The sequence below is a fragment of the Streptomyces sp. NPDC028711 genome, from assembly GCF_055565415.1.
The window spans coordinates 303,720-329,248 of the sequence record NZ_JBVHUJ010000010.1; the positions used below are offsets into that span (position 1 = coordinate 303,720).

General features: G+C 71.8%; 23 protein-coding genes and 1 pseudogene. 8 read left to right on the forward strand and 16 right to left on the reverse strand.

Annotated features, from left to right (window positions below):
- The first annotated feature begins 36 nt into the window (after positions 1–36).
- Positions 37–2,865, forward strand: a complete 2,829-nt coding sequence (locus tag ACZ4VK_RS28425; RefSeq protein WP_468357905.1) for a S8 family serine peptidase — start codon at positions 37–39, stop codon at positions 2,863–2,865.
- Between the two features lie 100 nt (positions 2,866–2,965).
- Here the strand turns inward: ACZ4VK_RS28425 and ACZ4VK_RS28430 are convergent, their stop codons facing one another.
- The 3 genes from ACZ4VK_RS28430 to ACZ4VK_RS28440 form a co-directional block, all read right to left on the reverse strand.
- A complete protein-coding gene (locus ACZ4VK_RS28430) occupies positions 2,966–3,352 on the reverse strand; it encodes a DoxX family protein (RefSeq protein ID WP_468357908.1) in 387 nt (128 codons plus the stop codon).
- A gap of 97 nt (positions 3,353–3,449) precedes the next feature.
- Positions 3,450–3,920 carry a carboxymuconolactone decarboxylase family protein gene (locus ACZ4VK_RS28435; RefSeq protein WP_468357911.1) on the reverse strand — a complete coding sequence of 157 codons (471 nt, stop codon included), beginning with the start codon at positions 3,918–3,920 and terminating at the stop codon, positions 3,450–3,452.
- An 83-nt stretch (positions 3,921–4,003) separates the two neighbouring features.
- Positions 4,004–4,885, reverse strand: a complete 882-nt coding sequence (locus ACZ4VK_RS28440) for a sigma-70 family RNA polymerase sigma factor (RefSeq protein ID WP_468357914.1) — start codon at positions 4,883–4,885, stop codon at positions 4,004–4,006.
- A gap of 217 nt (positions 4,886–5,102) precedes the next feature.
- Here ACZ4VK_RS28440 and ACZ4VK_RS28445 point away from each other — a divergent pair, with 217 nt between their 5' ends.
- A complete protein-coding gene (locus ACZ4VK_RS28445) occupies positions 5,103–7,235 on the forward strand; it encodes an ATP-binding protein (protein ID WP_468357917.1) in 2,133 nt (710 codons plus the stop codon).
- Between the two features lies 1 nt (position 7,236).
- On the opposite strand, the gene ACZ4VK_RS28450 is transcribed toward ACZ4VK_RS28445, so the two are convergent.
- Both ACZ4VK_RS28450 and ACZ4VK_RS28455 read right to left on the reverse strand, forming a co-directional pair.
- A complete protein-coding gene (locus ACZ4VK_RS28450; protein ID WP_468357920.1) occupies positions 7,237–8,928 on the reverse strand; it encodes a hypothetical protein in 1,692 nt (563 codons plus the stop codon).
- 190 nt (positions 8,929–9,118) lie between these two features.
- Positions 9,119–10,267: a diaminopropionate ammonia-lyase gene (locus tag ACZ4VK_RS28455; RefSeq protein WP_468357923.1), complete on the reverse strand. Its 1,149-nt coding sequence runs from the start codon at positions 10,265–10,267 to the stop codon at positions 9,119–9,121.
- A 722-nt stretch (positions 10,268–10,989) separates the two neighbouring features.
- On the opposite strand from ACZ4VK_RS28455, the gene ACZ4VK_RS28460 reads away from it, so the two are divergent.
- The 5 genes and pseudogenes from ACZ4VK_RS28460 (at position 10,990) to ACZ4VK_RS28480 (ending at position 14,403) form a co-directional block, all read left to right on the forward strand.
- Complete coding sequence (locus ACZ4VK_RS28460) at positions 10,990–11,328, forward strand: MerR family transcriptional regulator (RefSeq protein WP_468357926.1); 339 nt, start codon at positions 10,990–10,992, stop codon at positions 11,326–11,328.
- 370 nt (positions 11,329–11,698) lie between these two features.
- Positions 11,699–11,902: a cold-shock protein gene (locus ACZ4VK_RS28465; protein WP_468357929.1), complete on the forward strand. Its 204-nt coding sequence runs from the start codon at positions 11,699–11,701 to the stop codon at positions 11,900–11,902.
- Between the two features lie 236 nt (positions 11,903–12,138).
- Positions 12,139–13,671, forward strand: a complete 1,533-nt coding sequence (locus ACZ4VK_RS28470; RefSeq protein ID WP_468357932.1) for a DEAD/DEAH box helicase — start codon at positions 12,139–12,141, stop codon at positions 13,669–13,671.
- A 47-nt stretch (positions 13,672–13,718) separates the two neighbouring features.
- Positions 13,719–14,009, forward strand: a pseudogene (locus ACZ4VK_RS28475) (CBS domain-containing protein); the annotation flags it as partial.
- 82 nt (positions 14,010–14,091) lie between these two features.
- Complete coding sequence (locus tag ACZ4VK_RS28480) at positions 14,092–14,403, forward strand: SCO5918 family protein (RefSeq protein ID WP_468357935.1); 312 nt, start codon at positions 14,092–14,094, stop codon at positions 14,401–14,403.
- A 75-nt stretch (positions 14,404–14,478) separates the two neighbouring features.
- Here the strand turns inward: ACZ4VK_RS28480 and ACZ4VK_RS28485 are convergent, their stop codons facing one another.
- The 11 genes from ACZ4VK_RS28485 to ACZ4VK_RS28535 form a co-directional block, all read right to left on the reverse strand.
- A complete protein-coding gene (locus tag ACZ4VK_RS28485; RefSeq protein ID WP_468357938.1) occupies positions 14,479–16,005 on the reverse strand; it encodes a long-chain-fatty-acid--CoA ligase in 1,527 nt (508 codons plus the stop codon).
- A gap of 38 nt (positions 16,006–16,043) precedes the next feature.
- On the reverse strand, positions 16,044–16,433 hold the full coding sequence (locus tag ACZ4VK_RS28490) for a hotdog domain-containing protein (RefSeq protein WP_468357941.1): 390 nt from the start codon (positions 16,431–16,433) through the stop codon (positions 16,044–16,046).
- Positions 16,430–17,173 carry a 4'-phosphopantetheinyl transferase family protein gene (locus ACZ4VK_RS28495; RefSeq protein WP_468357944.1) on the reverse strand — a complete coding sequence of 248 codons (744 nt, stop codon included), beginning with the start codon at positions 17,171–17,173 and terminating at the stop codon, positions 16,430–16,432. The genes ACZ4VK_RS28490 and ACZ4VK_RS28495 overlap by 4 nt, the downstream gene beginning before the upstream one ends.
- On the reverse strand, positions 17,173–18,573 hold the full coding sequence (locus ACZ4VK_RS28500) for an MFS transporter (RefSeq protein WP_468357947.1): 1,401 nt from the start codon (positions 18,571–18,573) through the stop codon (positions 17,173–17,175). Before ACZ4VK_RS28500 ends, ACZ4VK_RS28495 begins: the two co-directional genes overlap by 1 nt.
- Positions 18,531–19,418: an alpha/beta hydrolase family protein gene (locus ACZ4VK_RS28505; protein WP_468357950.1), complete on the reverse strand. Its 888-nt coding sequence runs from the start codon at positions 19,416–19,418 to the stop codon at positions 18,531–18,533. Before ACZ4VK_RS28505 ends, ACZ4VK_RS28500 begins: the two co-directional genes overlap by 43 nt.
- Complete coding sequence (locus ACZ4VK_RS28510; RefSeq protein ID WP_468357953.1) at positions 19,415–20,359, reverse strand: beta-ketoacyl-ACP synthase III; 945 nt, start codon at positions 20,357–20,359, stop codon at positions 19,415–19,417. Before ACZ4VK_RS28510 ends, ACZ4VK_RS28505 begins: the two co-directional genes overlap by 4 nt.
- Positions 20,356–21,180, reverse strand: coding sequence for an enoyl-ACP reductase FabI (gene fabI / locus ACZ4VK_RS28515; RefSeq protein WP_468357956.1), 825 nt, complete (start codon positions 21,178–21,180; stop codon positions 20,356–20,358). Before fabI ends, ACZ4VK_RS28510 begins: the two co-directional genes overlap by 4 nt.
- A complete protein-coding gene (locus tag ACZ4VK_RS28520) occupies positions 21,180–22,406 on the reverse strand; it encodes a beta-ketoacyl-[acyl-carrier-protein] synthase family protein (protein WP_468357959.1) in 1,227 nt (408 codons plus the stop codon). Before ACZ4VK_RS28520 ends, fabI begins: the two co-directional genes overlap by 1 nt.
- Positions 22,403–22,657, reverse strand: a complete 255-nt coding sequence (locus ACZ4VK_RS28525; RefSeq protein WP_468357962.1) for an acyl carrier protein — start codon at positions 22,655–22,657, stop codon at positions 22,403–22,405. The genes ACZ4VK_RS28520 and ACZ4VK_RS28525 overlap by 4 nt, the downstream gene beginning before the upstream one ends.
- 99 nt (positions 22,658–22,756) lie before the next feature.
- A complete protein-coding gene (locus tag ACZ4VK_RS28530) occupies positions 22,757–23,878 on the reverse strand; it encodes a radical SAM protein (RefSeq protein ID WP_468357965.1) in 1,122 nt (373 codons plus the stop codon).
- 38 nt (positions 23,879–23,916) lie between these two features.
- On the reverse strand, positions 23,917–24,636 hold the full coding sequence (locus ACZ4VK_RS28535; RefSeq protein ID WP_468357968.1) for a Phenylacetic acid catabolic protein: 720 nt from the start codon (positions 24,634–24,636) through the stop codon (positions 23,917–23,919).
- Between the two features lie 623 nt (positions 24,637–25,259).
- Between ACZ4VK_RS28535 and ACZ4VK_RS28540 the strand changes: the two genes are divergently transcribed.
- Positions 25,260–25,514: a hypothetical protein gene (locus tag ACZ4VK_RS28540; protein ID WP_468357971.1), complete on the forward strand. Its 255-nt coding sequence runs from the start codon at positions 25,260–25,262 to the stop codon at positions 25,512–25,514.
- Positions 25,515–25,529: the final 15 nt, after the last annotated feature.

Consider the following 25,529-nt stretch of genomic DNA (forward strand, 5'->3'; position numbering starts at 1 on the left):
GGGCTGTGCCATGTCCGCTTCCCCACAGGCGTAGTCATGACGCGCCCCCTGCTCACCGAGGCAATAGTGAAGAGAACGATCTGGGCGACGGTCGTCACCGCGATGACGGCCGTGACCCTCGGCGCCGCCGCGATACCGGCCCACGCCGTCACACCGCCGAACACCGCGACAGCGGTCGAAGCCGTGACCGACCCGGTCGACCCGCCGCTCTACGACCAGACCGCGGGCGGCGGCAAGGTCCGCGTCAACGTCGTCACGGAGACTCTCGCGGACGTCGCCGACGCGGCGACCGCCGGCGAGAAGAAGCAGGAATTCGAGACCGTGCCGGTCGTCACCCTCAAGGTGGACCGGACCGGCCTCGACCAACTCGCCGCGAAGCCGGGCGTGGTCAGCGTCACCGAGGACAAGGTGGAGCCGCCGACCCTCGACCAGAGCATCCCGCTCATCGGTGGTGACGACGCCATCGCCGCGGGCAAGACCGGTACGGGACAGACGATCGCCGTCCTGGACACCGGTGTCGAGGCCGGCCACCCGTTCCTGAAGAACCGGGTCGTGGCCGAGGCCTGCTTCTCGCCGAGCGACGCCGAGAGCGGCATCGTCAGCCTGTGCCCGAACGGCACCGACGCGCAGGAGGGCACCGGTGCCGCCAACACCGCGGCGGGCGCCTGCGCGACCATGACCGCCTGCGACCACGGCACCCACGTGGCCGGCATCGCCGCGGGCAACGGCACCGGCATCACGGGCGCTCCCAAGAACGGTGTGGCGCCCGGCGCCAACATCGTCGCCATCCAGGTCTTCAGCCAGTTCACCACCGAGGAGTTCTGCGGTGGCGTCGCTCCCTGTGTGGGCAGCTACCAGAGCGCCCAGCTCAAGGGGCTTGAGCACGTGCTGAAGCTCAAGCGGGCCGGTACGCCGATCGTCGCGGCCAACCTGAGCCTCGGCAACGGCCGTTACGTCACCGCCTGTGACAGTGATCTGCGCAAGCCGGTCGTGGACAGCCTGCTGACCGCCGGCGTGGCCACCGTGATCGCGGCCGGCAACAACGGCCACACCGACGCGGTGAGCATGCCCGGCTGCATCTCCTCCGCCGTCACGGTCGGCTCGACCACCGACGACGACGAGCTGTCCGCCTTCACCAACCGGGGCCCGCTGCTCGACCTGTTCGCCCCCGGCACGGGCATCGTCTCCTCCGTGCCCGGCGGCATCTACGCCTCCAAGAACGGCACCTCCATGGCCACGCCGCATGTGGCCGGTGCGTACGCGGTGCTCAAGCAGGCCTTCCCCACCAAGAGCGTCGCCGACCTGACGGCCCTGCTGAAGAGCAGCGGCCGGGGCATCGTCTACACCGGTGCCACCACTCCGCGGATCGACCTCGGTGCCGCCGTCACCGGCGGGGGCACCACCCCGAAGCCGGCCGGGATGACCGACTTCAACGGTGACGGCGCGGAGGACATCGCGATCTCCGACCCGCAGGCCACCGTCGGCACGGACGCCAAGGCCGGTCTGATCCGCATCGTGTACGGCGGCGGCAAGGGCACCGCCGAGATCAGCCAGGACCTGGACTGGGTGCCCGGCGGCTCCGAGGCGGACGACTACTTCGGTGAGACGCTCGCCACCATCGACTGGAACAAGGACGGCTTCACCGACCTGGTCGCCGGAACCCCCAGCGAGACCGTCGGCACCGCCGACAACGCGGGCTTCGTCGACATCCTGTACGGCGCGGCCGGCGGCCTGGGCACCGGCACCCTGAAGGCCACGCACCTCGAACAGGGCGCCGGCACCAGCGGGATCGCGGCTTCGGTCTCCGAGGCGGGCGACCGCATGGGCCACCGCATCGCGGCCGCGGTGAACGACGCCGGGCGACCGTACCTGATCATCAGCCTGCCCGGCGAAACCATCGGCACGGCCACTCAGGCGGGCGCCTTCTTCTACGTGCACGGCACCACCAGCCTGGCGGTGAACCAGTCGTCGGCCGGTGTTCCCGGTGACCCCGAGTCGGGAGACCTCTACGGCTGGTCCGTGGCCGCCGACCAGAACTACATCGCCGTCGGCGCCCCCAACGAGGCCATCGGCACCACGGCGAAGGCCGGCGGCGTCGCCATCTTCGACGCCAACCGCTTCGACTCCACCGGCCGCCCCCTGCCGCTCGCCGGACTCGACCAGAACAACGAGGCCATCTCCGGCGGTTCCGAGGCGGGCGACCAGTTCGGGTACGCGGTGGCCATGGCCCCGTTCCGGGCGAGCGGCGCCCCGGCAGCCACGGAGTCGATCCTGGCGATCGGTTCGCCCGGCGAGAGCGTGACCGTCGGCACCGAGGACCGCGCCAACGCGGGCCGCGTGGTGCAGATCCGCATCAAGCCCGACGGCACCTGGAGCTACCTCCGCGAGCTCAAGCAGGGCACCGCGGAGGACGACGTGTCCGGCACCTCCGAGGTCGGTGACCGCATGGGCGAGTACCTCACCGCCGTCAACACCGCCCCCGGCTCGGTGAGCACCGTGGCGTCCATGCGGCTCGCCGTGGGAACGCCCGGCGAGGACATCGTCTCCGTAGCCAACGCGGGCGCGGTCCACACGTTCTCGCTGGCCGGATCAGCCGGTCCGAACGACCGCTGGATCGAGGCCGGCGACGGCGACGGCATCCCCGGCCCCCCCGGCGCCAACCAGTACCTGGGCAGGAGCATCCACTTCACGGCGACCAAGCTGTACGTGGGCATGCCCTCCGGCCCCCTGGCCACCGGCGCGCTCTACGCGCTGCCGATGTCCAACGTGACACAGGGCGGCACGGTCGCTCCCGCCACCACGTACAGGCCCGGCGCCGGCGGACTCCCGGCCAACGGCGTGGCCTTCGGCTACTCGGCACGGTAGACGTCGACCTGGGTGAGCAGCCCCCGAAGGCACCGGCCTTCGGGGGCTGTCGTCCGCTCGGAAGAGCCCGGCATGGGGTGTCGGCGTCTTCGGCTGTCGGTCAGCCGGTGAGGGGTTCCAGTGCGAAGCGGCCGATCGCCACGAAGGCGGTCAGGGCGAGGTAGCCCCCGTCCCCCAGTGCGGCTTTGGTCTCGCCGCGGCGGATCCGCGTGATCAGGGCGCCGGTCATGATCAGTGCCAGGCCGCCGGCCGCCAGCGGTACCAGTATCGGCGCGATGCCGAGCAGGGCGGGCAGGATCAGGCCCGCGGCACCGAGGATCTCGAGTGCTCCGATGGCCTTGAGGGTGCCGGGCTTGAAGTCGAGGACCCAGCGCGCGGCGTCGGTCATCGCGGCCATCTTCTCCTGGGGGACGAACAGCTTCCCGAAGCCGGAGAACAGGAAGACGGCGGTCAGCAGTCCGGTGACGATCCACAGTGCGGTGTTCATGAGTGTTGTCCTTGGCCGATGTCTGCTGGGGTGGCGGGCCCGGGGTCGTCCCGGGTCCGCCTGAGCGCCTGAGCGCGCCTGAGGGGGAGGGTCCGCGTCAGCCGAACTGTCCGGGCCGGTACTCGCCGCCGGGCGTCCGGGTGATCATGTTCAGCCGGTTGAAGGCGTTGATCACGCAGATCAGGGCCACCAGGGCCATCAGCTGGTCCTCGTCGAAGTGCTTCGCCGCGTTCGCCCACGCCTCATCGGTGACGCCGCTGGAGTCGGCGAGCCGGGTGCCCTGCTCGGTGAGTTCCAGCGCCGCCCGCTCCGCCTCGGTGTAGACGGTCGTCTCCCGCCACGCCCCGACCAGGTTGATCCGCACCGTGCTCTCGCCGGCGGCCGCGGCGTCCTTGGTGTGCATGTCGAGGCAGCCGCCGCAGCCGTTGATCTGGCTGGCGCGGATCTTCACCAGCTCCTGCACCGCCTTCGGCAGCGCCGAGTCGGTGATGACCTTGTTCGACGAGATGATGTACCTCGCCCACTTCGACCCGACCTCGTTGACCATGGGGTTGATCCGGGATTCCATCTCGGTCTCCTTCGCCTTCGGATGCTTGCACTCCTACGACGAAGACCCCCGCCACGACGTAACAACCACGCGCTCGGCGTGCGCTACTCGGGTCGCGCGGGCAGACCCATGGCGTCCAGGCGCTTGCGGTCGCTCACGGTCAGGAGCTCGACGATCCGGCCGTCGGCCACGGTGCACGCCACCACGCCGAGCACCTTGCCCTTCGCACCCCAGGCCACGAACCCGGGCTCGCCGTTGACCAGGACCGGGAGCACCGAGGTCATCGACCGGATGCCGCGCAGGACCGGACCGGCCACCTCGGCCGCCCCGACCGTGGTCATCACGCCCTGCGGGTGGTACGTACGCCAGGTCACCTGCGGATCGAGCAGCCGTACGAGCCCTTCGAAGTCCCCGCTGCGCGCGGCGGCGAGAAACGCGTCGACCACCGCTCGCTGCCGCCGCGGCTCCTGCTCCGGCAGCGATGTGCCCCGCACCTTCCGGCGGGCCCGGCTGGCGAGCATCTTGGTCGCGTCGGTGGACCGGCCGATGATCTCGCCGATCTCGGCGAAGGGCACCGCGAACATGTCATGCAGGACGAACGCCAGCCGCTCGGTGGGCGTGAGGGTGTCGAGCACCACAAGCAGTGCCATCCCGACCGACTCGGCGAGCATCGCGTCGTCCTCGGGCGCCGCCCCGCCGTCCACGGTCACCACCAGCTCGGGCAGCCGGTCCTCGTACGACAGCACGGCCCGGGTCCTGCGCGAACGCAGCACATCGAGGCAGACCCGGCCGACCACGGTGGTCAGCCAGCCGGCCAGGTTGTCGATCGCCGCCGCGTCCTGCCGCGCCAGCCGGATCCACGCCTCCTGCACCGCGTCCTCGGCGTCCACCCGAGACCCGAGCATCCGGTGGGCGACCGCCACCAGGCGCTCACGCTGCTGCTCGAAGGCGCTTGCCAGTACGTCGTTCGCACCTGATCCGGTCATGTCGTCACCTTCCGTTCGCGCATCCCGTCATATGACGGTCCCGCAGGCGCCGAGGTAACCGTTCCGCGTGCGGCCTGATAGAAGTGATCATGTAGCACGGCGTTACATGTCTCCTGCCCAGTGGGGGAGTTACAGGGTCATGAGCGTTTCCGTGGTCCGGAGGCGCGGCGATACAGTCCGGCGGTAGCTGGGGCGGCGACCAGGGGGAGGGGACGACGTGTTGGAGGTTGTGGCGCTCAGTGCGCTGACCACGTTTCTGCTGGGGGTGGGGAACGGGGCCGCCGGGGAGATCGGCAAGAACCTGACCTTGTCGGCGGGGGCTCTGGTGCGACGGACCCTCGGGCGGGCGACGCCCTTGCCGGCCGGTGTGGAGGACCGTCGGGCGTTGGCGGGGCAGGTGCACGCGCGGCTCGGGCGCGATCCGCAGCGCGCCGGTGAGTGGGCGCTGATGCTGGAGAGCGTTCCGGACGAGTCCCTGGAACCGTCCCGGGGCGCGATGCCTCCGGCGCCGTGGGCGTTCACCGACCGGCAGAAAGTACTCAAGCAGCTGTTGCGGGAGGCCGACCGGCCCTGGGAAGGGCGCCCCAGGGTCGCACTCCTTTCGGGCCCCGCCGGCAGTGGCTCCACTTCGGTGGCGCTCCGGCTCGGGGCGGAGGGCCGTGATCGGTTCCCCGACGGGCAGTACTACGTCGATCTGCGTGACACCTCCGGGGAGACCGGGCCGGAGCCGGCCGGTGTTCTGTTGCGGCTGCTGCGCGAGATGGACGTGGATCCCGATCGGATTCCGTCCACCGAGTCGGGCCGTGAGCGGCTCTACCGGCAGCTCACCGCCGGGCGGCAGGCGCTCGTCGTGATCGACCACACGACCTCGCTCGCCCAGGTCCGTGCTCTCGTGCCGTCGACGCCCGGTGTTCTGCTGGTGGTGGTCGTGTCCGGCCCGCCGCTGTTGCTGGAGGCCGAGCGCGTCGCCGTGCCGCCGCTGACCGACCGGTACGCGAAGCAGCTCGTACGGAAGGTGGCCGGACCGGAACACGCTGCGCGGGTCAAGGCGCGGTTGCCGGAAGTCCTCGACCGCTGCAGGGGCAACGCGTTCGCCCTCCACGCGGAGGCACGGCTGCTGACCCGGGGCGAGCACGAGCACGCGGCCGTGCTTCCGGCCGGGGCGTCCCAGGACCATCCCGTGCGTACCGCCGCGCACCTCGCCTCGCTCCAGCTCGGCCCCGAGGCGCTGCGCCTGTGCCGGCTCACGGCGGTCGGCGGCTGGCCGTCCCTCAGCGCCGCGCTCGCGGCGGCCGCTGCCGACGTCGACGAGGTGTCGGCCGCTCGGCTGCTCGACGAGGCGGTGGGCGTCGGACTCCTTGAACCCCTTCCCGACCTGCGGTACCGCTTCCGGCCCGAGATCAGGAGGCAGTTGGCCGAGACCGCTGTCGGCGAGTACGGCATCGGAGCGTGTGCGGACGCCGTGGACCGGATGCTCGAAGCGCTGCTCACGCTGGTGCTGCCCGCGGCGCGTGCGGCCCTGCCGGAGAGCTGGCGGACCGAGGTGCCGGGGGAGTACCGGGCCGGGGCCGTACCGGACGGAATCGCGGTACTGGCCGCCGAGGTCGCCAACGTGGCACGGGCGGTCGTCGTCGCCGAGGAACATCGGCGGACCGGCACCGCCCTGTGGCTGGGCCGTGCCCTGTGGCCCTTGCAGCTGAAGGCGGGGTACTGGGACGAGGTGCTTCCGGCGATTCGGGATGCGGCGCGGTGCGCCGAGGAGAGCCGCGCGGACGAGCGGATGGCGGCGGCGCTCCACTTCCAGCTGGCCCACTGCCTGGGGGAGATGGGGCGGTGGGAGCAGGCGAACCGGGCGGCCAGGGCAGCCGTCACGTACGAGCGGGCGGCCGGCCATCTGCGGGGCGAGGCGTCGGCGGTGGAGCTGCTCGGCCTGCTGAGCCTGAACCGCTGGTCGTACGAGGAGGCGTACGAGAGGTTCGTCGAGGCCGAGTCCGTCTACCGGAGGATCGAGGCCGGTCAGGAAGGCGCGGCCGACCTCCCGAGAGCCCTCGCGCTTGCCGAGCGCCATCAGGGCCGTGCCCTGCGCGGCATGGGCAGGCTGGACGAATCCCGTCGGTGCCTCGAGAACGCCGTGGACTTCTTCGCGGGACGTACCGGGGCGCCACCGGAGGCGTACAACCAGGCCCGCGCCCTCACGGACCTGGCGGAGACACTGCACGACGGCGGTGACGACACGGCGGCACTGGCCAGGATCGCCGAGGCCGAGACACTGCTGCCCTCTTCCGCCACCCCGCACCTGGCCCACCTCGCCGGTCTGCGGCGGCGGTGCGAGGCGGCCGCCACCCGGTGACTCAGCCGGCCGCGTCCACGCGGAACGGATGCACACCGCCGGCCGTGTGCATCCGGAGCACGACCCCCGGCGCGGCGAACGTTCCGCCGTACGCCAGCCAGGCGTGCAGGGCGGAGGCGTACGCGGCCGGGTCCGCGTCCGCCCCGGTGCCGGTGTCGGCGGACAGCCGGAACGCGCCGTGCTCTCGACTGCGGACGACGCAGGTGTGCGGGCCCGTCACGTACGCCGCCGTCGAGCAGTGCGGGTGCAGACGCAGCACCTCGTCGGTCCACGGGCCGGGACCGCCGAGCCGGGGATCGTCGGCCTGCCCGTCGCGCGTGATCACGTCGGCCACGTCGAGGTCGCCGGGGTGCCGCGTCTCCTCGTGCACGGCGAGGTGAGCGTCGCCCGCGGCACCGGGGGAGTGCCCGGCGGACCGTTCGACCGCGATGTCCGTCCCCTCCGCACGGGTCCGTACGCGCAGCGGAGCCGTCACCCTGCCCGGGCTGTACGGGGGGAGGGGGAGCGGCTCGAGGGACGCGGGGTCAGGAGGCTCGGGGAGGTCCATGAGCGCGTAGAAGTGCCGGCGAAGGAGCCCGGCCGACCGGGCCGGATCCGAGGTGACGAAACCGGCGGGAGCAGGGTCCGGACGATGCGCGCTGATCCCCCGCTCCACTTGGGGGAGCAGCCGGGCGTACGGGTCGAGCCGGGGCGCCCGCCGGACGAACTCCGCGAGCGGTGCCTCGGTGTCGAGTACGCCCGTCCCGTCGGCGGCCAGCAGGACGGGGGTGCCGAGGGCGGCGGCGTAGTACGACACCGCGCCGAAGTCCCCGAGGACGAGGTCGGCGGCGAGCAGGGCCTGCCGCCACGCGTGGACGGGGTCGATCAGCGTCAGCCCGTTGCGCCGGGCCCGGTCCAGCCAGGCCCGGACCTGGCCGGGGCCGTGCCCGTACCAGATGTTCGGGTGGAGAACGGCGGCCAGACGGTAGTCGTCGGCCGGCAGTTCGGCGGCGAGCCGGGGGAGGAGCCCGGGCAGGAGGTCCTGTCCGCCGCCGCTGCCGAAGAGTCCCTCAGGGTTCCAGGTCGAGTTCAGGACGACGAGCCGCTGTCCGCGGCGGACGCCCAGCGCGCGTCGGAACCTGTTCCGGTACGGACGTGCCGCGAGCATGCGGTCGAAGCAGGGGTCGCCGGCGAGTACGGCCGAGGGCACCGCCCCCGCGCAGACCCTGGCCAGGCGTTCCAGCTGTTCGGGGTGGGAGAGGACGAGCCCGTCGACGAAGGGCCGTCCCTCGGACAGAAGCCACTCGGGCGACAGCCCGAACGTCGGAGTTCCGGCTCCCGGCTCCCGGCTCCCGGCTCCCGGCTCCCGGCTCCCGGCTCCCGGCTCCCGGCTCCCGGCTCCCGGCTCCCGGCTCCCGGCTCCCGGCTTGCCCAGCTTCTTAGTGTAACCGACGCCGTGCGAAAGTACTGACAAATTGCCCTGAATCAGGTCGAGTTGGCCGCCGAAGCTGGCTGAGATCGCCAGGTCCACCGGAGTGGAAAGCGCCTGTTCCCATGGCAGCTCGGGCAGTTGCAGTTCGCGGAAGACCTCGCGTATGCCGTCCTGAAAGGCGGAAGATCCCGTTGAAGTGACCAGGAGTTGGATGCGGTAGTCGTCGTGGAACAGCGGCACCAGATCCATCAGGCGGCCGGCCGAGGTGACGTTGTGGACCACCAGCAGGACTCGGCGCTGGGCGGTGCGGCTCGTCCATCGACCGGATCCCTCCCCGACCGGGACGCGAATCGCCGGGGGTTCTGGCCCCACTCGTGACCTCCTGAACGAGCGTGGTGTCGTCGCGCGCACACCCTATCCGCCGTCGAGCGCATGGGTGATTCCGCCCAGGGGGCGAGTGGTGTCCGGCACGTCAGCGCGCCGCCGTATCCCTGTCGTTCGCGTGGGTCGAGCCGGAGTGCGGGTTGGCGGCCGTGCCCTCGGTGCTCAGGAGAACGACCACCGAGGCCGGGCCCAGGCCCAGAGCCGTACGGCGTTCCTCGGCGCCCGCGCCGGTGAGTGCCGCGCGCAGGCCGGCGAGCGACGCGGCCCCGCAGGGTCCCGAGGAGACACCGGCGGCGGCCAGTTCACCGGCCGCGCGGGCACTGTCGGCGTCCGTCACGGCGACCGCGGCGTCGAGCCCGTCGCGCAGGTACGGCCAGGCGATGCTGGAAGGTGTGCCGCAGTTGAGCCCGGCCATGGTGGTCTCCGTCGTGGTGACGCTCACGCGTGCGCCGGACGTGAGGCTCTCCAGGACGCACGGCGCGGCCTCCGGCTCCACCGACAGCAGCGCCGGGGCGTGCCCGGAGGGGCGACTGCGGTAGTGGGTGACCACGGCCTGGGCCAGGGACCCCACGCCCACGGGTACGGAGACGAGGTCGGGGCCCTCGGCGAGCCCCGCGGTCCACAGTTGCTCGTCGATCTCGGCGCAGAGGGTGGAGTAGCCCTCGACGATCCACCCGGGGATCTGTTCATAGCCGGGCCAGGCGGTGTCCTGGATCAGGACCGCTACCGGTGCGGCGGCCGCCTCGGCCGCCAGACGTACGGCCTCGTCGTACGGCCCCGGGACCTCGGTGACCTTCGCCCGTTCGGCGGCGATGGCCGCCACGGCCCGTGGATGGACGCCCTGGGGGACGAACACGTGGGCGCGCTGCCCGAGGCGGTGTGCCATGCGGGCCACCGCGCGGCCGTGGTTGCCGTCGGTGGCGGTCACCAGGGTGACCGGGCCCTGCTCGTCGCCGTGCGCCGCCCGCTCCGCGAGAGTGCGGTGGATGGCCCAGGACGCGCCCAGCGCCTTGAACGCGGGCAGCCCCAGACGGCATGACTCGTCCTTGACGAGGACCCGGCCGACTCCCCATTCCGCCGCGAGTTCCGGGAGTCCGGTCAGTGGAGTGGGCCCGTAGTCGGGGAGTGACGCGTGGAAGGCCCGCACCTTCGCGGGTGCGGGCTCACAGCGCCAGGCGCGGGCATCGGGGCGCGCGAACCACGGCAGGGGGCGAGGGGAGGAGTCGTTGTCGGGCACAGCGCCAAGGATCCGACCGTTTTGATGATCGGTCCAGCGAATCGCCACCGCGCGGTCACCCTCCGATCCGGCCGGTCGTGAGCCGGTCAGCCCTCGTGTCGAGCGGGCGAACGATTGTCTCGTTCCGAGGCGCGCGAAAATCTATGCTCGCCGCAGTAGACATTCGGCTGGCGTCTGGCTATGGTTTCTCTCGTAGCCAGAAGGACAAGCAAGGCCTGGCAGAGACGAACTGCCGGCCGGAAGCAGTACCAGCAGTACCTGTAGGTGCAGTACGCAGGACGGTGCGGCGGTGGAGTTTCGAAGCCAGGAGTACGCAGGACGGCGACGGGACTGACGGCCGGACCGGGTGGCCCGCGGTGATCAGGGGCCGCCGCCGGCGGGACCGCTGTCATGGCAGTGGCGGTGCCCGTGAGTGAAGTACGCATCACCAGCAGTACGCAGTACCCGTGGTAAGCAGTTCATCGAGGAAGAACGGAGGAGCCGAGCGCCATCAGGATCGCCCGGACCGGAGCATGTGGGTCCGGGTACCGCAGGACATCGATAGTGAGGTGGTCTCCGGTCAAGCAACCGCGATCCCCGTACGCCCGGCGGCGTCCCAGCCGGGTCTGCGGAAACAGGAAGCCGACGCAGTATCAGGGTCGGCAGATGGTGTAGCAGTTCCTTCGGGGTCCTGGTGCCTTATGGCACCAGGACCCCTCTAGGCGTTTCACAGAGAGGTGCAAATGGCAGCAGACGACTCGTACGGCCGTCTCGACGACGACGACTACCCCGCCTACACGATGGGCAGGGCCGCCGAGATGCTCGGCACCACCCAGGGCTTCCTCCGCGCCATCGGCGAAGCCCGCCTGATCACCCCCCTGCGCTCGGAGGGCGGCCACCGCCGCTACTCCCGCTACCAGTTGCGCATCGCCGCCCGCGCCCGGGAGCTCGTCGACCAGGGCACCCCGATCGAGGCCGCGTGCCGCATCATCGTCCTGGAAGACCAGCTCGAAGAAGCCCAGCGCATCAACGCCGAGTACCGCCGCGCCGCCGAATCGGCGAAGCCGCCGACCGCGGACTGAGGCGGGTGCCGCGTCCGCCCGGGCGCCCTCAAGACCTCCGGTGTACGTGATCGGGCCCGCGCGGCGACAAGGCGCGGGCCCGATCATCTGTCTCCGCCAAGTGAGAATTTGGGGCGCGGCGCGGCCAGAGTTCCTGTCGCCCTGAACTCCGGCGGAGTTATCCACGTACTCAGATCGACGCGGCATGCTACTGTCGATCTCAAGTTGCCATCTTGGCTCCCCATACTTCAAGCATCTTTTTTTCGGTGCTTTCGGCCGCTGGAAGCATTTCTCTCTCCAACGATCCCTTCCGGTCGGGTCGGCCTCGCGGCCATTCGGTATCCGTGCGTCGCACATCCGGGTGTGCTGCCCCCGCAAGAGGAGATGTGACATGGCGTCCGGCACTGTGAAGTGGTTCAACGCGGCCAGGGGTTTCGGCTTCATCGAGCAGGACGGCGACGGCGCCGACGTGTTCGCCCACTTCTCGGGCATCTCCGCCCCCGGCGTCCTCGAGCTGCTCGAAGGCCAGAAGGTCCTCTTCGACATCGCGCACGGCCAGAAGGGTCCGATGGCCGAGAACATCGTTCCCGCCTGACGTTGACGCGCAATTCGTAGCTGGGGCCCGCATCCCTCGGGGTGCGGGCCCCAGCTGCAGTACTCACGACACGATCTCACCGATTTCGTCTCCCGCATTCCGGGGAGAACGCACCGCAGATCGCGCTCCACCCCGTATTCCTATTCCATGTATTCCATCGGCCGTTCTTGTGATTCCGCGCGCTGCACCTCCGCTGCGGGAATTCCTTGATAGCGCCGTATCAAGGAAGGTTCTGTATGAACCCCACTCGCACGAACAGCCGCTCCCGCCGCGGAGCCGGCGCCCCCGTATTCGGCTCCGGCGGTAACTCCGCCGGCGGCTCGGGTCGCGGCAGCCGCTTCGGCACGTCCGCCTCCAACCGCTCCGGAGCCTCGAACCGCTCCGGCGGCCCGAACCGCTCCGGCGGCCGTGGCAGGCGGCCCGTCGCGGTGCAGGGCGAGTTCGCCCCGCCGCAGACGATCACCCCCGCGCTGCCCGCCGTCGAGGCCTTCGCCGACCTCGACATGCCCGCGGAGCTGCTTGCCGCGCTCACCGCGCAGGGCGTGACCGTGCCGTTCCCCATCCAGGGCGCGACGCTGCCGAACTCCCTCGCGGGCCGCGACGTCCTCGGCCGCGGCCGCACCGGCTCCGGCAAGACCCTCGCCTTCGGTCTTGCCCTCCTCGCCCGCACCGCGGGACAGCGCGCCGAGCCGCGCCGGCCCCTCGCCCTGGTCCTGGTCCCCACCCGGGAGCTCGCCCAGCAGGTCACCGACGCCCTCACCCCGTACTCCCGCGCCGTGAAGCTGCGCCTGGCCACCGTCGTCGGCGGGATGCCGATCGGCAGGCAGGCGAGCGCGCTGCGGGGCGGAGCCGAGGTCGTCGTGGCCACCCCCGGCCGTCTCAAGGACCTCATCGACCGCGGTGACTGCCGCCTGGACCAGGTCGCGATCACCGTCCTCGACGAGGCCGACCAGATGGCGGACATGGGCTTCATGCCCCAGGTGACCGCGCTCCTCGACCTCGTCCGCCCCGAGGGCCAGCGCATGCTGTTCTCCGCGACGCTGGACCGGAACGTCGACCTCCTGGTCCGCCGCTACCTCGCCGACCCCGTCGTCCACTCCGTGGACCCCTCCCAGGGCGCGGTCACCACGATGGAGCACCACGTCCTGCACGTGCAGGGCGCCGACAAGCACCGGATGACGACGGAGATCGCGGCGCGCGAGGGCCGGGTGATCATGTTCCTGGACACCAAGCACGCCGTGGACCGGCTCACCCAGGACCTCCTCGACAGCGGCGTCCGCGCCGCCGCCCTGCACGGCGGGCGGTCGCAGCCGCAGCGCACGCGGACCCTCGCCCAGTTCAAGACCGGGCACGTCACCGTCCTCGTCGCGACGAACGTGGCCGCGCGCGGCATCCACGTCGACCAGCTCGACCTCGTCGTCAACGTCGACCCGCCGACCGACCCCAAGGACTACCTCCACCGCGGCGGCCGCACCGCGCGGGCCGGCGAGTCCGGCAGCGTCGTCACCCTCGTCACCCCCCAGCAGCGCCGCGACATGAGCCGCCTCATGGCGGCCGCCGGCGTCGTGCCCCAGATCACCCAGGTGCGCTCCGGCGAGGAGGCGCTCAACCGGATCACCGGCGCCCGGACCCCCTCGGGCGTCCCCGTGACGATCACCGCGCCGCCGGCCGAGCGGCGCAAGCGTCCGACCGGCCGCGGCCGGCGCGGTCCCGCCGCGGCCGCCCGGCGCGCGAGCACCCGCCAGTCCACCGCGGGCGCCGCGGCCTGAGCGGCCACGTGTTCCGGAAGTCGACCCATCTCCACAGGAGGCGCTTTGTGACGCTGGTTCAGATGGACGTTTCGGCGTACGCCGTCCCCGGGCAGGGGAGGGAGACCGAGGTCCCGGACACGGACGGGCCGTGGGTCTCCGACGACATGACCGTCGAGGTGGCCCTGTCCGTCATGGCCGGTGCGCTCACCGGACACCTGCTGGTCTGCGACGACGACGGCCTCCGCACCGGCCTCGTCACCCGGGCGCAGCTCACCGCCGTCCGCGACAGCCCCGCCTACACGGACCGGGTGCGACTGCGTGACCTCCACGGCGACCGCGGGCCGTTCACCCTGCCCGCCCGGGGCGGACTCGCCCTCGCCCGCTGAACCGCCTCACCGCGGCGGAACCGTCCCTCTCTCCTTCTCCCTGTGAGGCATCATGCGCTGTGTCATCGCCCGCTTCCCCTTCGACCTCACCAAGAGCGGCGTCCTGGATTCCATGAAGGGCGTCACGCCCGAGGCGGTCACCGGAGCGTCCGTGATCATCGGCCGCCGCACCTACCCGGCCAAGCAGGTCGGCCAGGTCATCACCCGCCAGGACCGCCGCGACTTCAGCGCGGACGAGGTCATGCGGGCCATGGCCAAGCTCGGGTTCACCTGCCGTGACCTTCCCCCGAACCCCATGCCCGCGCGTGCCGTCGACCCGCTCCAGCACGCGTCCGCGATGCTCGGCGCCCCCGCCGTCGCCTGACGGGACGTTCGCTTCGCGAGGCGCCCCCCGCTGTCCGGTCCGGCCGGACAGCGGGGGGCGCCTGTGGCGTTCCCGTCAGTGGAGCGCGTCCGCCGGGGCCGCGATCTCCCGCTTGAGGATCTTCCCGGTCGCGCCCTTCGGGAGCGCGTCGGCGGTCCAGATGACGCGGGGGTACTTGAACGCGGCGACCTGGTCGCGTACGTACGCGCGCAGTTCCTCGGGGGTGGTCTCGGCGTGCGGGCGGAGGACGACGGCGGCGGCCACCTCCTCGCCGTGGATCGGGTGCGGTATCCCGATCACGGCGGCCTCCGCGACGGCCGGGTGCCGGTAGAGGACCTCCTCGACCTCGCGGGGGTAGACGTTGAAGCCGCCCCGGATGATGACGTCCTTGCTGCGGTCGACGATGCGGAAGTCACCCGCCGCGTCCCTGGTCCCCAGGTCCCCGGTGTACAGCCAGCCCTCGCGGATCGTCGCCGTGGTGGCCTCGGGGCGTCGCCAGTAGCCCTTCATCACGTTGTGCCCGCGGATGACGATCTCGCCGATCTCGCCGTCCGGCAGCTCGGTGCCCTCCTTGTCGACCACCCGCATCTCCACCCCGTCGATGGGACGGCCGATGGTGCCCGGCACGCGGACGCGGTCGATGCGGTTGATGCAGGCGAGCGGCGACGACTCGGAGAGGCCGTAGCCCTCGAGGACGGCGCAGCCGAACTCCGACTCGAAGCCGTTCAGGACCTCCACCGGCAGCGGTGAGCCTCCGCTGACGCACACCCGCAGCGACGACACGTCATGCCGGGTCCTGTCCTCCACGCCGAGCATCAGGGTGTACATCGTCGGTACGCCGAGGAAGACCGTCACCCGGTCGTGCTCGATCAGCGACAGGGCGCGGGCCGGGTCGAAGCGGGGCAGCAGGGTGAGGCAGGCGCCGACGGACACCGCGCAGTTGAGCCCGACCACCTGGCCGAACGAGTGGAAGAGGGGCAGCCCGCCGAAGGTGACGTCGTCCGGGCCGAGGCCGAGGACCCGTACGGCCTCGTCGATGTTGCGGCGCACGTTGGTGTGGGTGAGTTCGGCGCCCTTCGGCTGTCCTGTCGTGCCCGAGGTGTAGAGGATCACCGCCGTGTCCTCGGCCGAGCGGTCCGTGGTGAAGTCGCCCCGCTCGTGGCCCTGGAGCAGCTCGACGAAGACAGCGGGGTCCACCCCGAGGTGGCGGGTGCCCGCCCGCCGTGCTCCCTCCGCCGCCTCCCTCGACCCCTCGTGCCAGGTGAACAGGAGGGCCGCCTCGGCGTCCTTCAGACAGTGCTCCACCTCGCCGGCCCTGAGCATCGGGTTCATGGGGACGACGATGCCGCCCGCGCGCAGGATGCCGTAATAGAGGACGGCGAAGACCGGAACGTTCGGGAGGAGCAGGGCCACCCGGTCGCCCGGGGCCACGCCGAGGGAGCGCAGATAGCCGACGGTGCGCGCGCTGAGCTCGTCGAGGGCGGCGAAGGTCAGCTCCTCCTCGTCGAGCCGGACGGCCGGCCTGTCCGGGTACCGCGCGGCCGTGACGGGCAGGATCGCGGCGAGGTTGCCCTGGGCGGAGTCGGGGATGGCAGCGGTCATGGCGATCTCTCCTGGTGAGGACGGGCGGCGGGCGGGGCTCAGCGGACGGAGAACAACAGGGAGGCCGTGAAGGCCAGTCGGGCACCGAAGACGTCGATCCGGACCTCGGCGTTGCGCTTGGCGTGGCGGAGGAGGGAGGCCCGCGCGGTGAGGACGCCGGGCGGGGGAGCCTCCAGGCAGCTCAGGCTCGCGGACCTGAGCCGGACGGAGCTCTCCGGCCCCATGCGGGAGGTGAGCAGCGCGTACCCGGCGAGGTCGGCGAGCTGGAGCTGGTCGGGTCCTGAGACGGTGCCGCCGGGCCCCTTCCGCAGGAACGCGGAGTCGGCCGTCATGGTCAGGGAGTCCGCGTCGACCTCGGTGACCGTGTGGTGCGGCGCGTGCTCGGGGAACCGGCTCCACATCAGTGCGTTCAACTGCTCGGCGTTCACACCGCCTCCCGATGGTCGTACGGGGCCGTCACGACGATCGCCGAGACCAGCAGGTCGCCCCGGGACAGCCACCGGCCGCGCAGCTCGCGGGGGAGCGCGCTCCCGGCGGTGGACTTCGCGATACGGGCCCGGAAACCGCCCGTGGTGGCGGTCACCGACGGCTCGGTGACGCCCGTGCGGATGTCGTGCGGCTCCGTGGCCGCCCGGACGTCGTGCGGCTCCATCGTCACCTCGACGTCGTCGAAGCCGAGGCCCGAGCCCATCAGCGGGAACCACGTCTTGTAGACGGACTCCTTGGCGCTGAACAGCAGCCGGTCCCAGCGGACGCGCGGGTCGCGGTCGGCGTACTCGCGCAGCCACCGCCGTTCGGTGCCGAAGGCCACCACGTGCAGGACGTCGGGGGGCAGCGGGCCGTTCGGTTCGGCGTCGATGCCCAGGGCGAGCACGTCCCGGTCGTGGGCGACGGCCGCCGCCCGGTAGCCGGCGCAGTGGGTGATGCTGCCGACCGCCCCGGTCGGCCACAGCGGTTCCCTGCGCCGCCCCCTGAGCAGCGGACCGGCCGGCAGCCCCAGGGAGGTGAGGGCGCGCCGGGCGCAGAGCCGGGCCGTGCCGAACTCCTGGCGGCGTCCCTGCCGGGCCGCGGCGACGAGTGCCTCCTCCTCGGGGAACAGCGGCGCCGGTTCCAGGTCGTCGAAGGCCTCGGCGCAGGCGACCCCGTCCGGCAGCAGGCTCTTCAGCATCAGGCGGCCTCCCCCTCGGGACGTACGGGGTGCCGCCGTGCCTGGACGAGGGCGAGCGCGGCCGACACGGCGAGCATCGTCAGACACAGCGCGAGGGCGAGCCGTGTCCCCGAGGTGACGCCGAGGGCCGAGACCACCGTGCCGAACACCGCCACGCCGAGGAGCCCGCCGACCTGGCGCATGACGCCGAGGAGCCCGCCGGCGGCGCCCGCGTGGGCCGGGTCGACCGCGTCGAGGAGGGCGTTGGTCATCGGCGGCGAGGTCGCTCCGGCTCCAAGGCCGATCGGCAGGAAGCACAGCAGGACCAGGGCCGGCGGCGCCCCGGGTCCAGCGAGGAGCAACGCCAGGCAGCCCAGGGCTTCGAGCGCCTGGGAGAAGGTCAGGATCCGCCAGGTGCCGAGGCGGGCCATCAGCCGTCCCGCGACCAGGTTGCCGACCAGGGTGAGGGCGGTCAGCGGGACGAACATGAGGCCGGTGACCAGCGGCCCGTGCGCCTTGAGCTGCTGGAAGTACAGGGTGAAGACGAAGACGATGCCGAAGAAGGACGCGTTCATCACGAAGCCGGTGCCCACCGCCGTCAGCGCCGCCGGTGACCGTACGAGCGCCGCCGGCACCACCGGGTGCGGCGCGCGGGTCTCGGCGAGGACGAAACCGGCGGCCGCGAGGCCGAGGACCACCAGCGCCCAGCGGCTGAGCGGTCCGTCCTCCACGATCGCGTAGGTGAGCGAGGCCAGACCGATGACGGCGGTGACCTGCCCGGCGAGGTCGAGCGGGGCGGGCCGGGGCTCGGACGAGGGTGCCCGGCGCAGGGCCAGACCGAGCGCGCACAGGGGCACGTTGAGCCAGAAGATCGCCTGCCAGCCGAGGCCGCTGGTCAGGACGCCGCCGACGACCGGCCCGGCGGAGACGGCGACACCGCCGCTCATCGCCCAGAGGGTGATCCGGCGGGCGCGGGCCGCCGCGTCGTCGGCCGACTGCCGGATCAGGGCCAGCGAGGACGGCAGGATCAGCGCGGCCCCCAGGCCCTGGACCGCTCGGGCCGCGACGAGCCAGGAGAGGGAGGGCGCGAGCGCGCAGGCCACGGAGGCGGCGCCGAACAGCGCGAGTCCGCCGCCGAGCGCCCGTACGGCCCCGATCCGGTCGGAGACCGCTCCCGAGGACAACAGGGAGGCGGCGAAGACCAGCACGTACGCGTTGACGACCCACTGCATGCCGCTGATGCCGCCGCCGACCTGAGCGCCGATCACCGGCGCCGCGACGTTCACGACGGTGCTGTCCAGCATGATGAGGAAGAAACCCAGACAGGCGACGGCGACGCCGAGGGTCGCCCCCGGCACCCGCCCGCCGTCCGCCGTTCCTACCGTGCGGAGGGCTGCGCCGCCGCGACCTGGGACGCCCATGCGGTGATCCTCTCGATCAGTCCGTGGTGGTGCCGGATCCAGCGGAAGTGGTCCAGCGGACGCCCCGAGGCGTCATCGCGGCCATAGTGCCAACGAGTGAGGGCGGCGCGCGGCATCTTGCCGCACAGATGGTCGACGGCCTCGGGCGGCGCGAGGTCGTCGTGCGCGACGTCCACCGCGAGGACTGGCAACGTCACCTGACGCAGCGCCTGTTCGTAGTCGGCGGCCCCGCCGGGAACCGTGTAGCGGCCCGTACGCACCTGCCGTGCCCAGTCCCGGATCAGCCGGGCGGACTCCCGTCCCGCGAAGCCGAGGCGTTCGCCCGGCCAGTGGCCGAGCAGCGCCGCCGTCACCGCGTACAGCTGGCTGAGCAGGAGCCGGCGGGGTCCCGCGAGGGGACCGAAGCAGCGGTACCAGGCGGAGCCGGACGCGACGAGCACCACACCGGCGAGGCGCGGCCGGCGGAGGCCGCAGTGGATGAGACCGAGCTGGCCGCCGAGGCTGTGGCCGAGCAGCAGCACGGGCGCCTCGGGAAAGGCGGCGAACGTCTCCCGCAGGACGGCGCCGATGTCCTCCTCGACGATCTCCCGGTAGCCGAACCGGACCCCGCGCGCGGGTACGGGCAGGCTCTCCCCGTGCCCCCGGAGGTCGGTGGTGACCACGGTCATCCCGCGCCGGTGCAGCGCGCGGGCGAGCGGGGTGTAGTTCCGCGCGGACATCCCCATCGCGGGCAGCACCACCACCACGGGTGCCCTGGGGTCGGCCTGGGTCAGCGCCCGCAGGGTCGACGTCGTGGCGTCCCGGGCGGTGACGTGCGCGAGTACCGGGATACGGGGTTGCCTCACGCGTCCTCCAGGTGCCAGCCGACGACTCCGGCGCCCCAGGTGATCCCGGCGCCGAAGGCGGCCACCCCGAGGAGACCGGAGCCGTTCATCCGGCCGGCCTCGCGGGCGTGCGCGAGCGCGATCGGGATGGACGCCGAGGACGTGTTGGCCACCCGGTGCACATTGAGGAACAGCCGCTCCTCGGGGAACCCGATCTCCTTGGCGACGGCGTGGATGATCCGGGCGTTCGCCTGGTGCGGCACGAAGAGGTCGAGGTCGTCGCTGGTCAGGCCCTGGCGTGCGAGCACCTCGCGGGTGGCCTCGCTCATCCGCGCGACCGCGTGGACGAAGATCTCCCGGCCGTCCATCCGCAGCACCCGGTCGTGGCGGTCCGCGTACAGCGAGGGGATCTGCTCCCCGTCGGAGCCGAGCACGAACCGGGGAGCCGGTGCGCCCGGCACGTCGGCAAGGAGCACCGCGCCGGCGCCGTCGCCGAGGAGGACCGCCGTCGAGCGGTCGTCGCGGTCGGTGATCCGGGTCAGCGCCTCGGCCCCGCAGACCAGTACGGAACCGGCGCGGCCCGACTCGATCAGCGCGGTGGCGTGGTCGAGGGCGTACACGAATCCGGCGCAGGCGGCGTGCAGGTCGAAGGCGGCCGGGTGGGGCAGTCCGAGCCGGGCGGCCACCTCGACGGCGAGCCCCGGCGTGACCCGGTCCGGGGTGGTGGTGGCGACGACCACATGACGGATGTCGCCGGGCTCCCGCCGGGCGGAGCGCAGCGCGTCGCGGCAGGCGGCGAGCGCGAGGTCGGCGAGGTGCCCGTCCTCGGGCAGGAAGCGGCGCTCCTTGATGCCGGTGCGCCGGGTGATCCACGCGTCCGAGGTGTCGAGATGGGTGAAGTGGCTGTTGGGCACGGTCCGCTCGGGCAGCGCGGCGCCGATGCCGACGATCGCGACGGTCATCGCTCGGCCTCCTGTATCGCCCCGGCGGCCGGCGGGACCGCTCGGGAGTTCCCCATGTGGACGGCGTGCATGCCGCCGTCGGCGTGCACGATCTCCCCGGTGATGGTGGCCGAGAGATTCGAGAGCAGGAAGAGCACGGGCCCGGTCAGCCGGGACACGTCGGCCCGGTCCCAGCCGAGCGGCGCCTCCGCCTCCCAGTGGTCCGCGATCCGGTCGAAGGTGCTGATGCCACGCCCGGCGACGGTCTCCACCGGGCCGGCGGCCACGAGGTTGACGCGGATCCCGGCCGGGCCCAGATAGAGCGCGAGGTAGCGGCAGACCGCGCCGAGCGCCGCCTTGCTGACGCCCATCCAGTCGTAACCGGGCCACGCGGCCGTCGAGTCGAAGTCGAGTCCGACGACGCTTCCCCTTCCCTTGCCGAGGAGCGGGGCGAGGGACGTGGTCAGCGCGTGCAGCGAGTAGGCGCTCGTGTGGAAGGCGAAGGCCGCGCTGTCGGCGTCGGCGGTGAGGAAGTTGCCGCTGATCGCGCTCTGCGGAGCCGCCGCCACGGCGTGCAGGACACCGTCGAGGGCGCCCCAGCGGCCGTCGAGGTCCTCGGCGAGGCGCGCGAAGTCCTCGGGCCGGGTGACGTCGAGTTCCAGCACGTCGGGCGGCGTGCCCAGGGACGCGGCGGCCGACTCGGTGATCCGGCGGGAGCGGCCGAAGCCGGTGAGGACGACCTCCGCTCCGGCCTTCTGCAGCGCCGCGGCGGTGTGCCAGGCGATGGAGTCCTCGTTGAGCACCCCGGTGATCAGATAGCGGCGTCCTTCGAAGTCGAGCATCAGTCCTGGCCTTTCAGCGCGCCCGGGGAGGCGAGCACGAGTGCTGCGTTGTGACCGCCGAATCCGAACGAGGTGGAGAGGCCGAGCAGCGCCCCTCCCGGCCGGGGCGGGGACAGCCGCCTCGCCGTACGGATCAGGTCCAGCGGGCCGAGCCGCTCGTCCGGATCGGCAAGTCCCGCCGTGGGCGGAGCGGTCGCGTGGCGGAGCGCCTGGAGCGTGACGACGGCCTCCACCGCGCCCGCGGCGCCGAGGAGATGACCGAGCGCGCCCTTGCTCGACGAGACCGGGATGGCGGGGAGCGCCGCGCCGAGCGCCAGCCGCAGGGCGTCGCTCTCCAGCCGGTCGTTCAGGACGGTGCCCGTGCCGTGGGCGTTGATGTAGGCGAGGTCCTCCGGAGCGGCCCCCGCCTCCGCCAGGGCCCGGACGACGGCCGCCGCGGCGTGCCGGCCGCCCGGCTCGGGGGCGGTGAGGTGGTGGGCGTCCGAGGTCGCGCCGTAGCCGAGGACCGAGCCGAGCACCTCCGCGCCGCGCCGGGCGGCGCCCTCGGCGGTCTCGAGGACCAGCACACCGGCTCCCTCCCCGAGGAGGAATCCGTCACGCTTGCGGTCGAAGGGCACGGACGTGCCGGTGGGCGAAAGCGCCCCGGCGTTGCGGAAGGCGGCGGCGACGAGCGGGGAGGTGGAGGCCTCCGCGCCCCCGACGACCACGGCGTCCGCCGCGCCCGCGGCAAGGAGCCGCATCCCGGTGCCGACGGCCTGGGCGCCGCTGCTGCACGCCGACGTGACGCACAGGGACTCGCCGGTGAAGCCGTGGACCATCGACAGGTGCGCGGAGGCCGCGTTGCCCATCATCGTCGGCACCATGAACGGGGAGACGTACTCGTCGCCCTGCGTGGTGTACACGCCCTGCTGCGCCTCGAAGCTCGCCGTGCCGCCGAGACCGCAGCCGATGACGGTGGCGATGCGCTCGGCCGCGTACGGGAGTGCCCCGGTCTTCCAGCCGGCCTGCGTCAGGGCCTCATCGGCGGCGACGAGGGCGAGTTGGGTGAACCGGTCCGTGCGGCGCAGCTGCTGGCGGGAGAGGTGATCGCCGGGGTGGAAGTCCTCGCAGTACCCCGTGCCGCCGGACACCCCGCTGTGTCCGGCGACCGACCGTCGGTGCAGCACGTCGGCGCCGACGCCGAGGGGCGTGACCGCACCGACGCCGGTGATCACTGCTGTGGTCATGCGATGCCGGCTCGGGTACAGCAGACGGTCAGCAGCTGCCCGAAGGTCTCCACGTCGTCGAAGTCCTTGGGCTTCACGGGGACGCCGAGCTCCCGCTTGATGGACTGGCTGAGCTCGACCATGTCGAGCGAGTCGATCTCCAGGTCGTCGAGCGCGGCGTCGGGGACGATGTCGGAGCGGTCGACACCGAGCTCGATCAGGGCGTCGGTGACGAAGGTCGCTATGGCGGTGCGGTCGATCACGTCGGACATGTGTCTCCTCGTCGGGAACGGGCGCTGCGGGGCGCGCGGTGGGGCGGCCGGGTCGGGGCGTGACCGGGTCGGGGCGTGACCGGGCTGCGGGGTGGCCGGTCAGGGCGTGACCGCGCCCGCCTTGCTCGCGTGGAACGGGGACCAGTGCCACTGCCGCCAGTAGCTCTCGGAGATGTCGAGCCACTCCTCCAGGCGCTGTTCGCTCCCGAGGAAGCGGGAGGCGTTCACCATCAGCCAGCTGTAGACGGCCTGGCTGTCGCGGCAGCCGTTGCAGTCTCCGGAGGTGCAGCAGAACTGCAGCGTCTCGTAGTCGGCGCCCCAAGCGGCGAAGCCGGGGATCACCGGGTTGCCGTTGGCCAGCCGCTCGGCGTGCGCCGGGAGGTCCACGCTGATGCTGGGGCAGACGTCGTACCCGAAGCGGCCTCCCCAGTGGGTGGTGCCGGTGATCAGCGTTCGGATGAAGTACGGATGGCTGATCACCGCGTGCGGGTAGAGGTCCCGTACGCGCAGCGCCTCGTCCAGGATCCGCCGCTCGTTCTCGATCTGGATCGGGTTCTCGGTGCCGTGCTCGCTGTAGAAGTTGAAGGTGACGATGTTGCCGTTCTCGGCGATCCGGCGCACGGTCGGCTCGATGTGGGCGACGCCGGCCTCGGAGAGCGCGAAGATGAACATGACCCGCGGGTCGTCCTTGTAGTGGGACAGCGCCGTGTCGAAGAGCCCGCTGAACTTGGAGCCGTTGACCCGGATCGCCCGCAGGTCGTCGTCGAGCGGTCCGCCGCCGAAGATGCTGACGGCGATGGCGATCTCCTCGAAGCCCTGCTTCGGCATGGGACGGAGGCCGTTGGTCGAGATGGTGATGTAGGGGAGCTGCTCGACGAAGGCCTCGACCCTGCGCGGTACGAGGGTGGGCTCGCCGCCGATCAGCGTCGCCTGGTTGACGCCCTCCTCGCGGAGCCGGGACGCGAAGGCGCGGATCTTGTCGACGTCCGACAGTTCGCTCACGGCGGTGTCGAAGCCACCCTCGAAGTACCAGCAGCCCTTGCAGCGGATGTTGCACGCGTTGGTGAGGTGGACCTCGCAGGAGCGGACGGTGCGGCCGAGCCGGCGGACGCGGTGGAGGCGCGCGGCCAGGTCCGGGCGGTCCGCGAGGAGGGCGGCGGTGCGCTCCTTGGCCTCTCTGCGGCTCGGCGGGCGCTCCGTGATCGTCACGGGTGTAGCCATGAGGTGGGCTCCTCTGTCGGGATGGACCTGATGGGCAGTCACTCGGGGAGGGTCAGACCGAGCTTCTGGACGCGCGGGGTGACCTTCTCCCGCCACAGGTCGCAGGCCTCGCCGTTGGTCGTCTTGCGCAGCCCGAACTTCACGGCGAGCCGGGCCCGTTCGGAGCGGGGGCTGCCGAAGATCTTCACGAACGTCGGCCAGAGCCGGTCGAGGGCCCGCTGGAGCTCCTCGCGGCCCTCCTCGGTCTGCGCGAGGTTGCGGCAGACGCGGGCGCCGTGGGCGATGTGCACCTTCTCGTCCAGGATGATGGTGCGGACGGCCTCGGCCCACGGCTTGTAGCTGCTCTCCGCGAACTCGGAGATCATGACCATCGCGGTCTCCTCGCCGATGTACGAGAAGATGCCGCGCTCGGCCCAGGTCGTACAGGTGTGGAGCGTCTGGTCGGCGAACATGGTGCGCTCGGCGAGCGTCTGGGTCTCCATGTAGGCGGTGTCCACGCCGATGTTGGCGAGCACCGCCTTGCCCAGCTTGTAGTGGTCGTACTCCTCGACCGCGCGCTCGGCGCAGACCTGGCGCTCCTCGGCGTTGGGGGCCAGGGGCAGGAAGACCTGGATGTAGTCGTCGCCGCCGGAGAGCTCTCCCTCCGTGTTGACCATGATCTGCCGCAGGGCGATCTCGCGGTACTCCTCCGGCATGGCGAGGAACTCGTCCGGAGTTCTGACGACTACCGCCTCGCCGTCCAGCAGGGATATGCCCATGGTGATTGCACCTCGTCCGGAATAGATGGCCGGGCATGACGGAAGCGTCATGCGGTGGCCGCGACTTGGAGGACTGACGGTCCTGGGAGGCCCGCCGGTGGGGCCGGCCCGCGGCCAGGACGCAGCAAACCTTCGGCCGCGAACGACTGGCTGGCAAGTGGTGTCTCAAAGGCGGCGTCGCAATTCAGCTGTAACGAACAACGAGTGCGCGCCGGTCGCGGAAGCGGTCATATCGGGACCTAGCGGGGGTGCAGATCCGGACCAGACACTCTTTCGGGACAGAGGGAGATCATGTCCATGGATTGGATATTACGGAAGGGTAACCGTCGGGCCGACGCGAGATGTCCTGCCCTCCGGGGCGGAGCGTTGAATTCCGTAGATCCAATCGGCGTTGGACCGAAATATTCCGCACAGCGGAACCATGTGGGCAAAAGTCGTCGTGGTTCAGCCGAAAATATCGCCCCGGCTGACAACGATCTTGACTGATAGTCGTCTCCTGGCCAGGGTGAAGCCCGGTTCGGACGCTGGAACTGAGCCAAACGCAGTCATTTCAGCCAGTCGATTCGTCCGAAAATTCGCTGGCAAAACGGCGGGCCGGCGCCCGTGGACCGGTTTGGAGTGCCATGAACGCGATCACCCGAGACGCCTTCGACACGGAGTTCCGCAGCTTCCTCTCGACCTTCGAGCTCGATGTCGACCTGGCCACCGTCACGGCCGAGGACAACCTCTTCGACCAGGGGGTGCTCGACTCCTTCAGCGTCCTGAGGGTGATCGCCCTGGTGGAGCGCCTGCGCGGCGAGCCCGTCGATCTGGAGCATGCCGGGATCGAGTCCTTCGCCTCGATCTCGACCATCTACGAGAGCTTCATCGTCGCCTGATGTGCTGTCACCGGG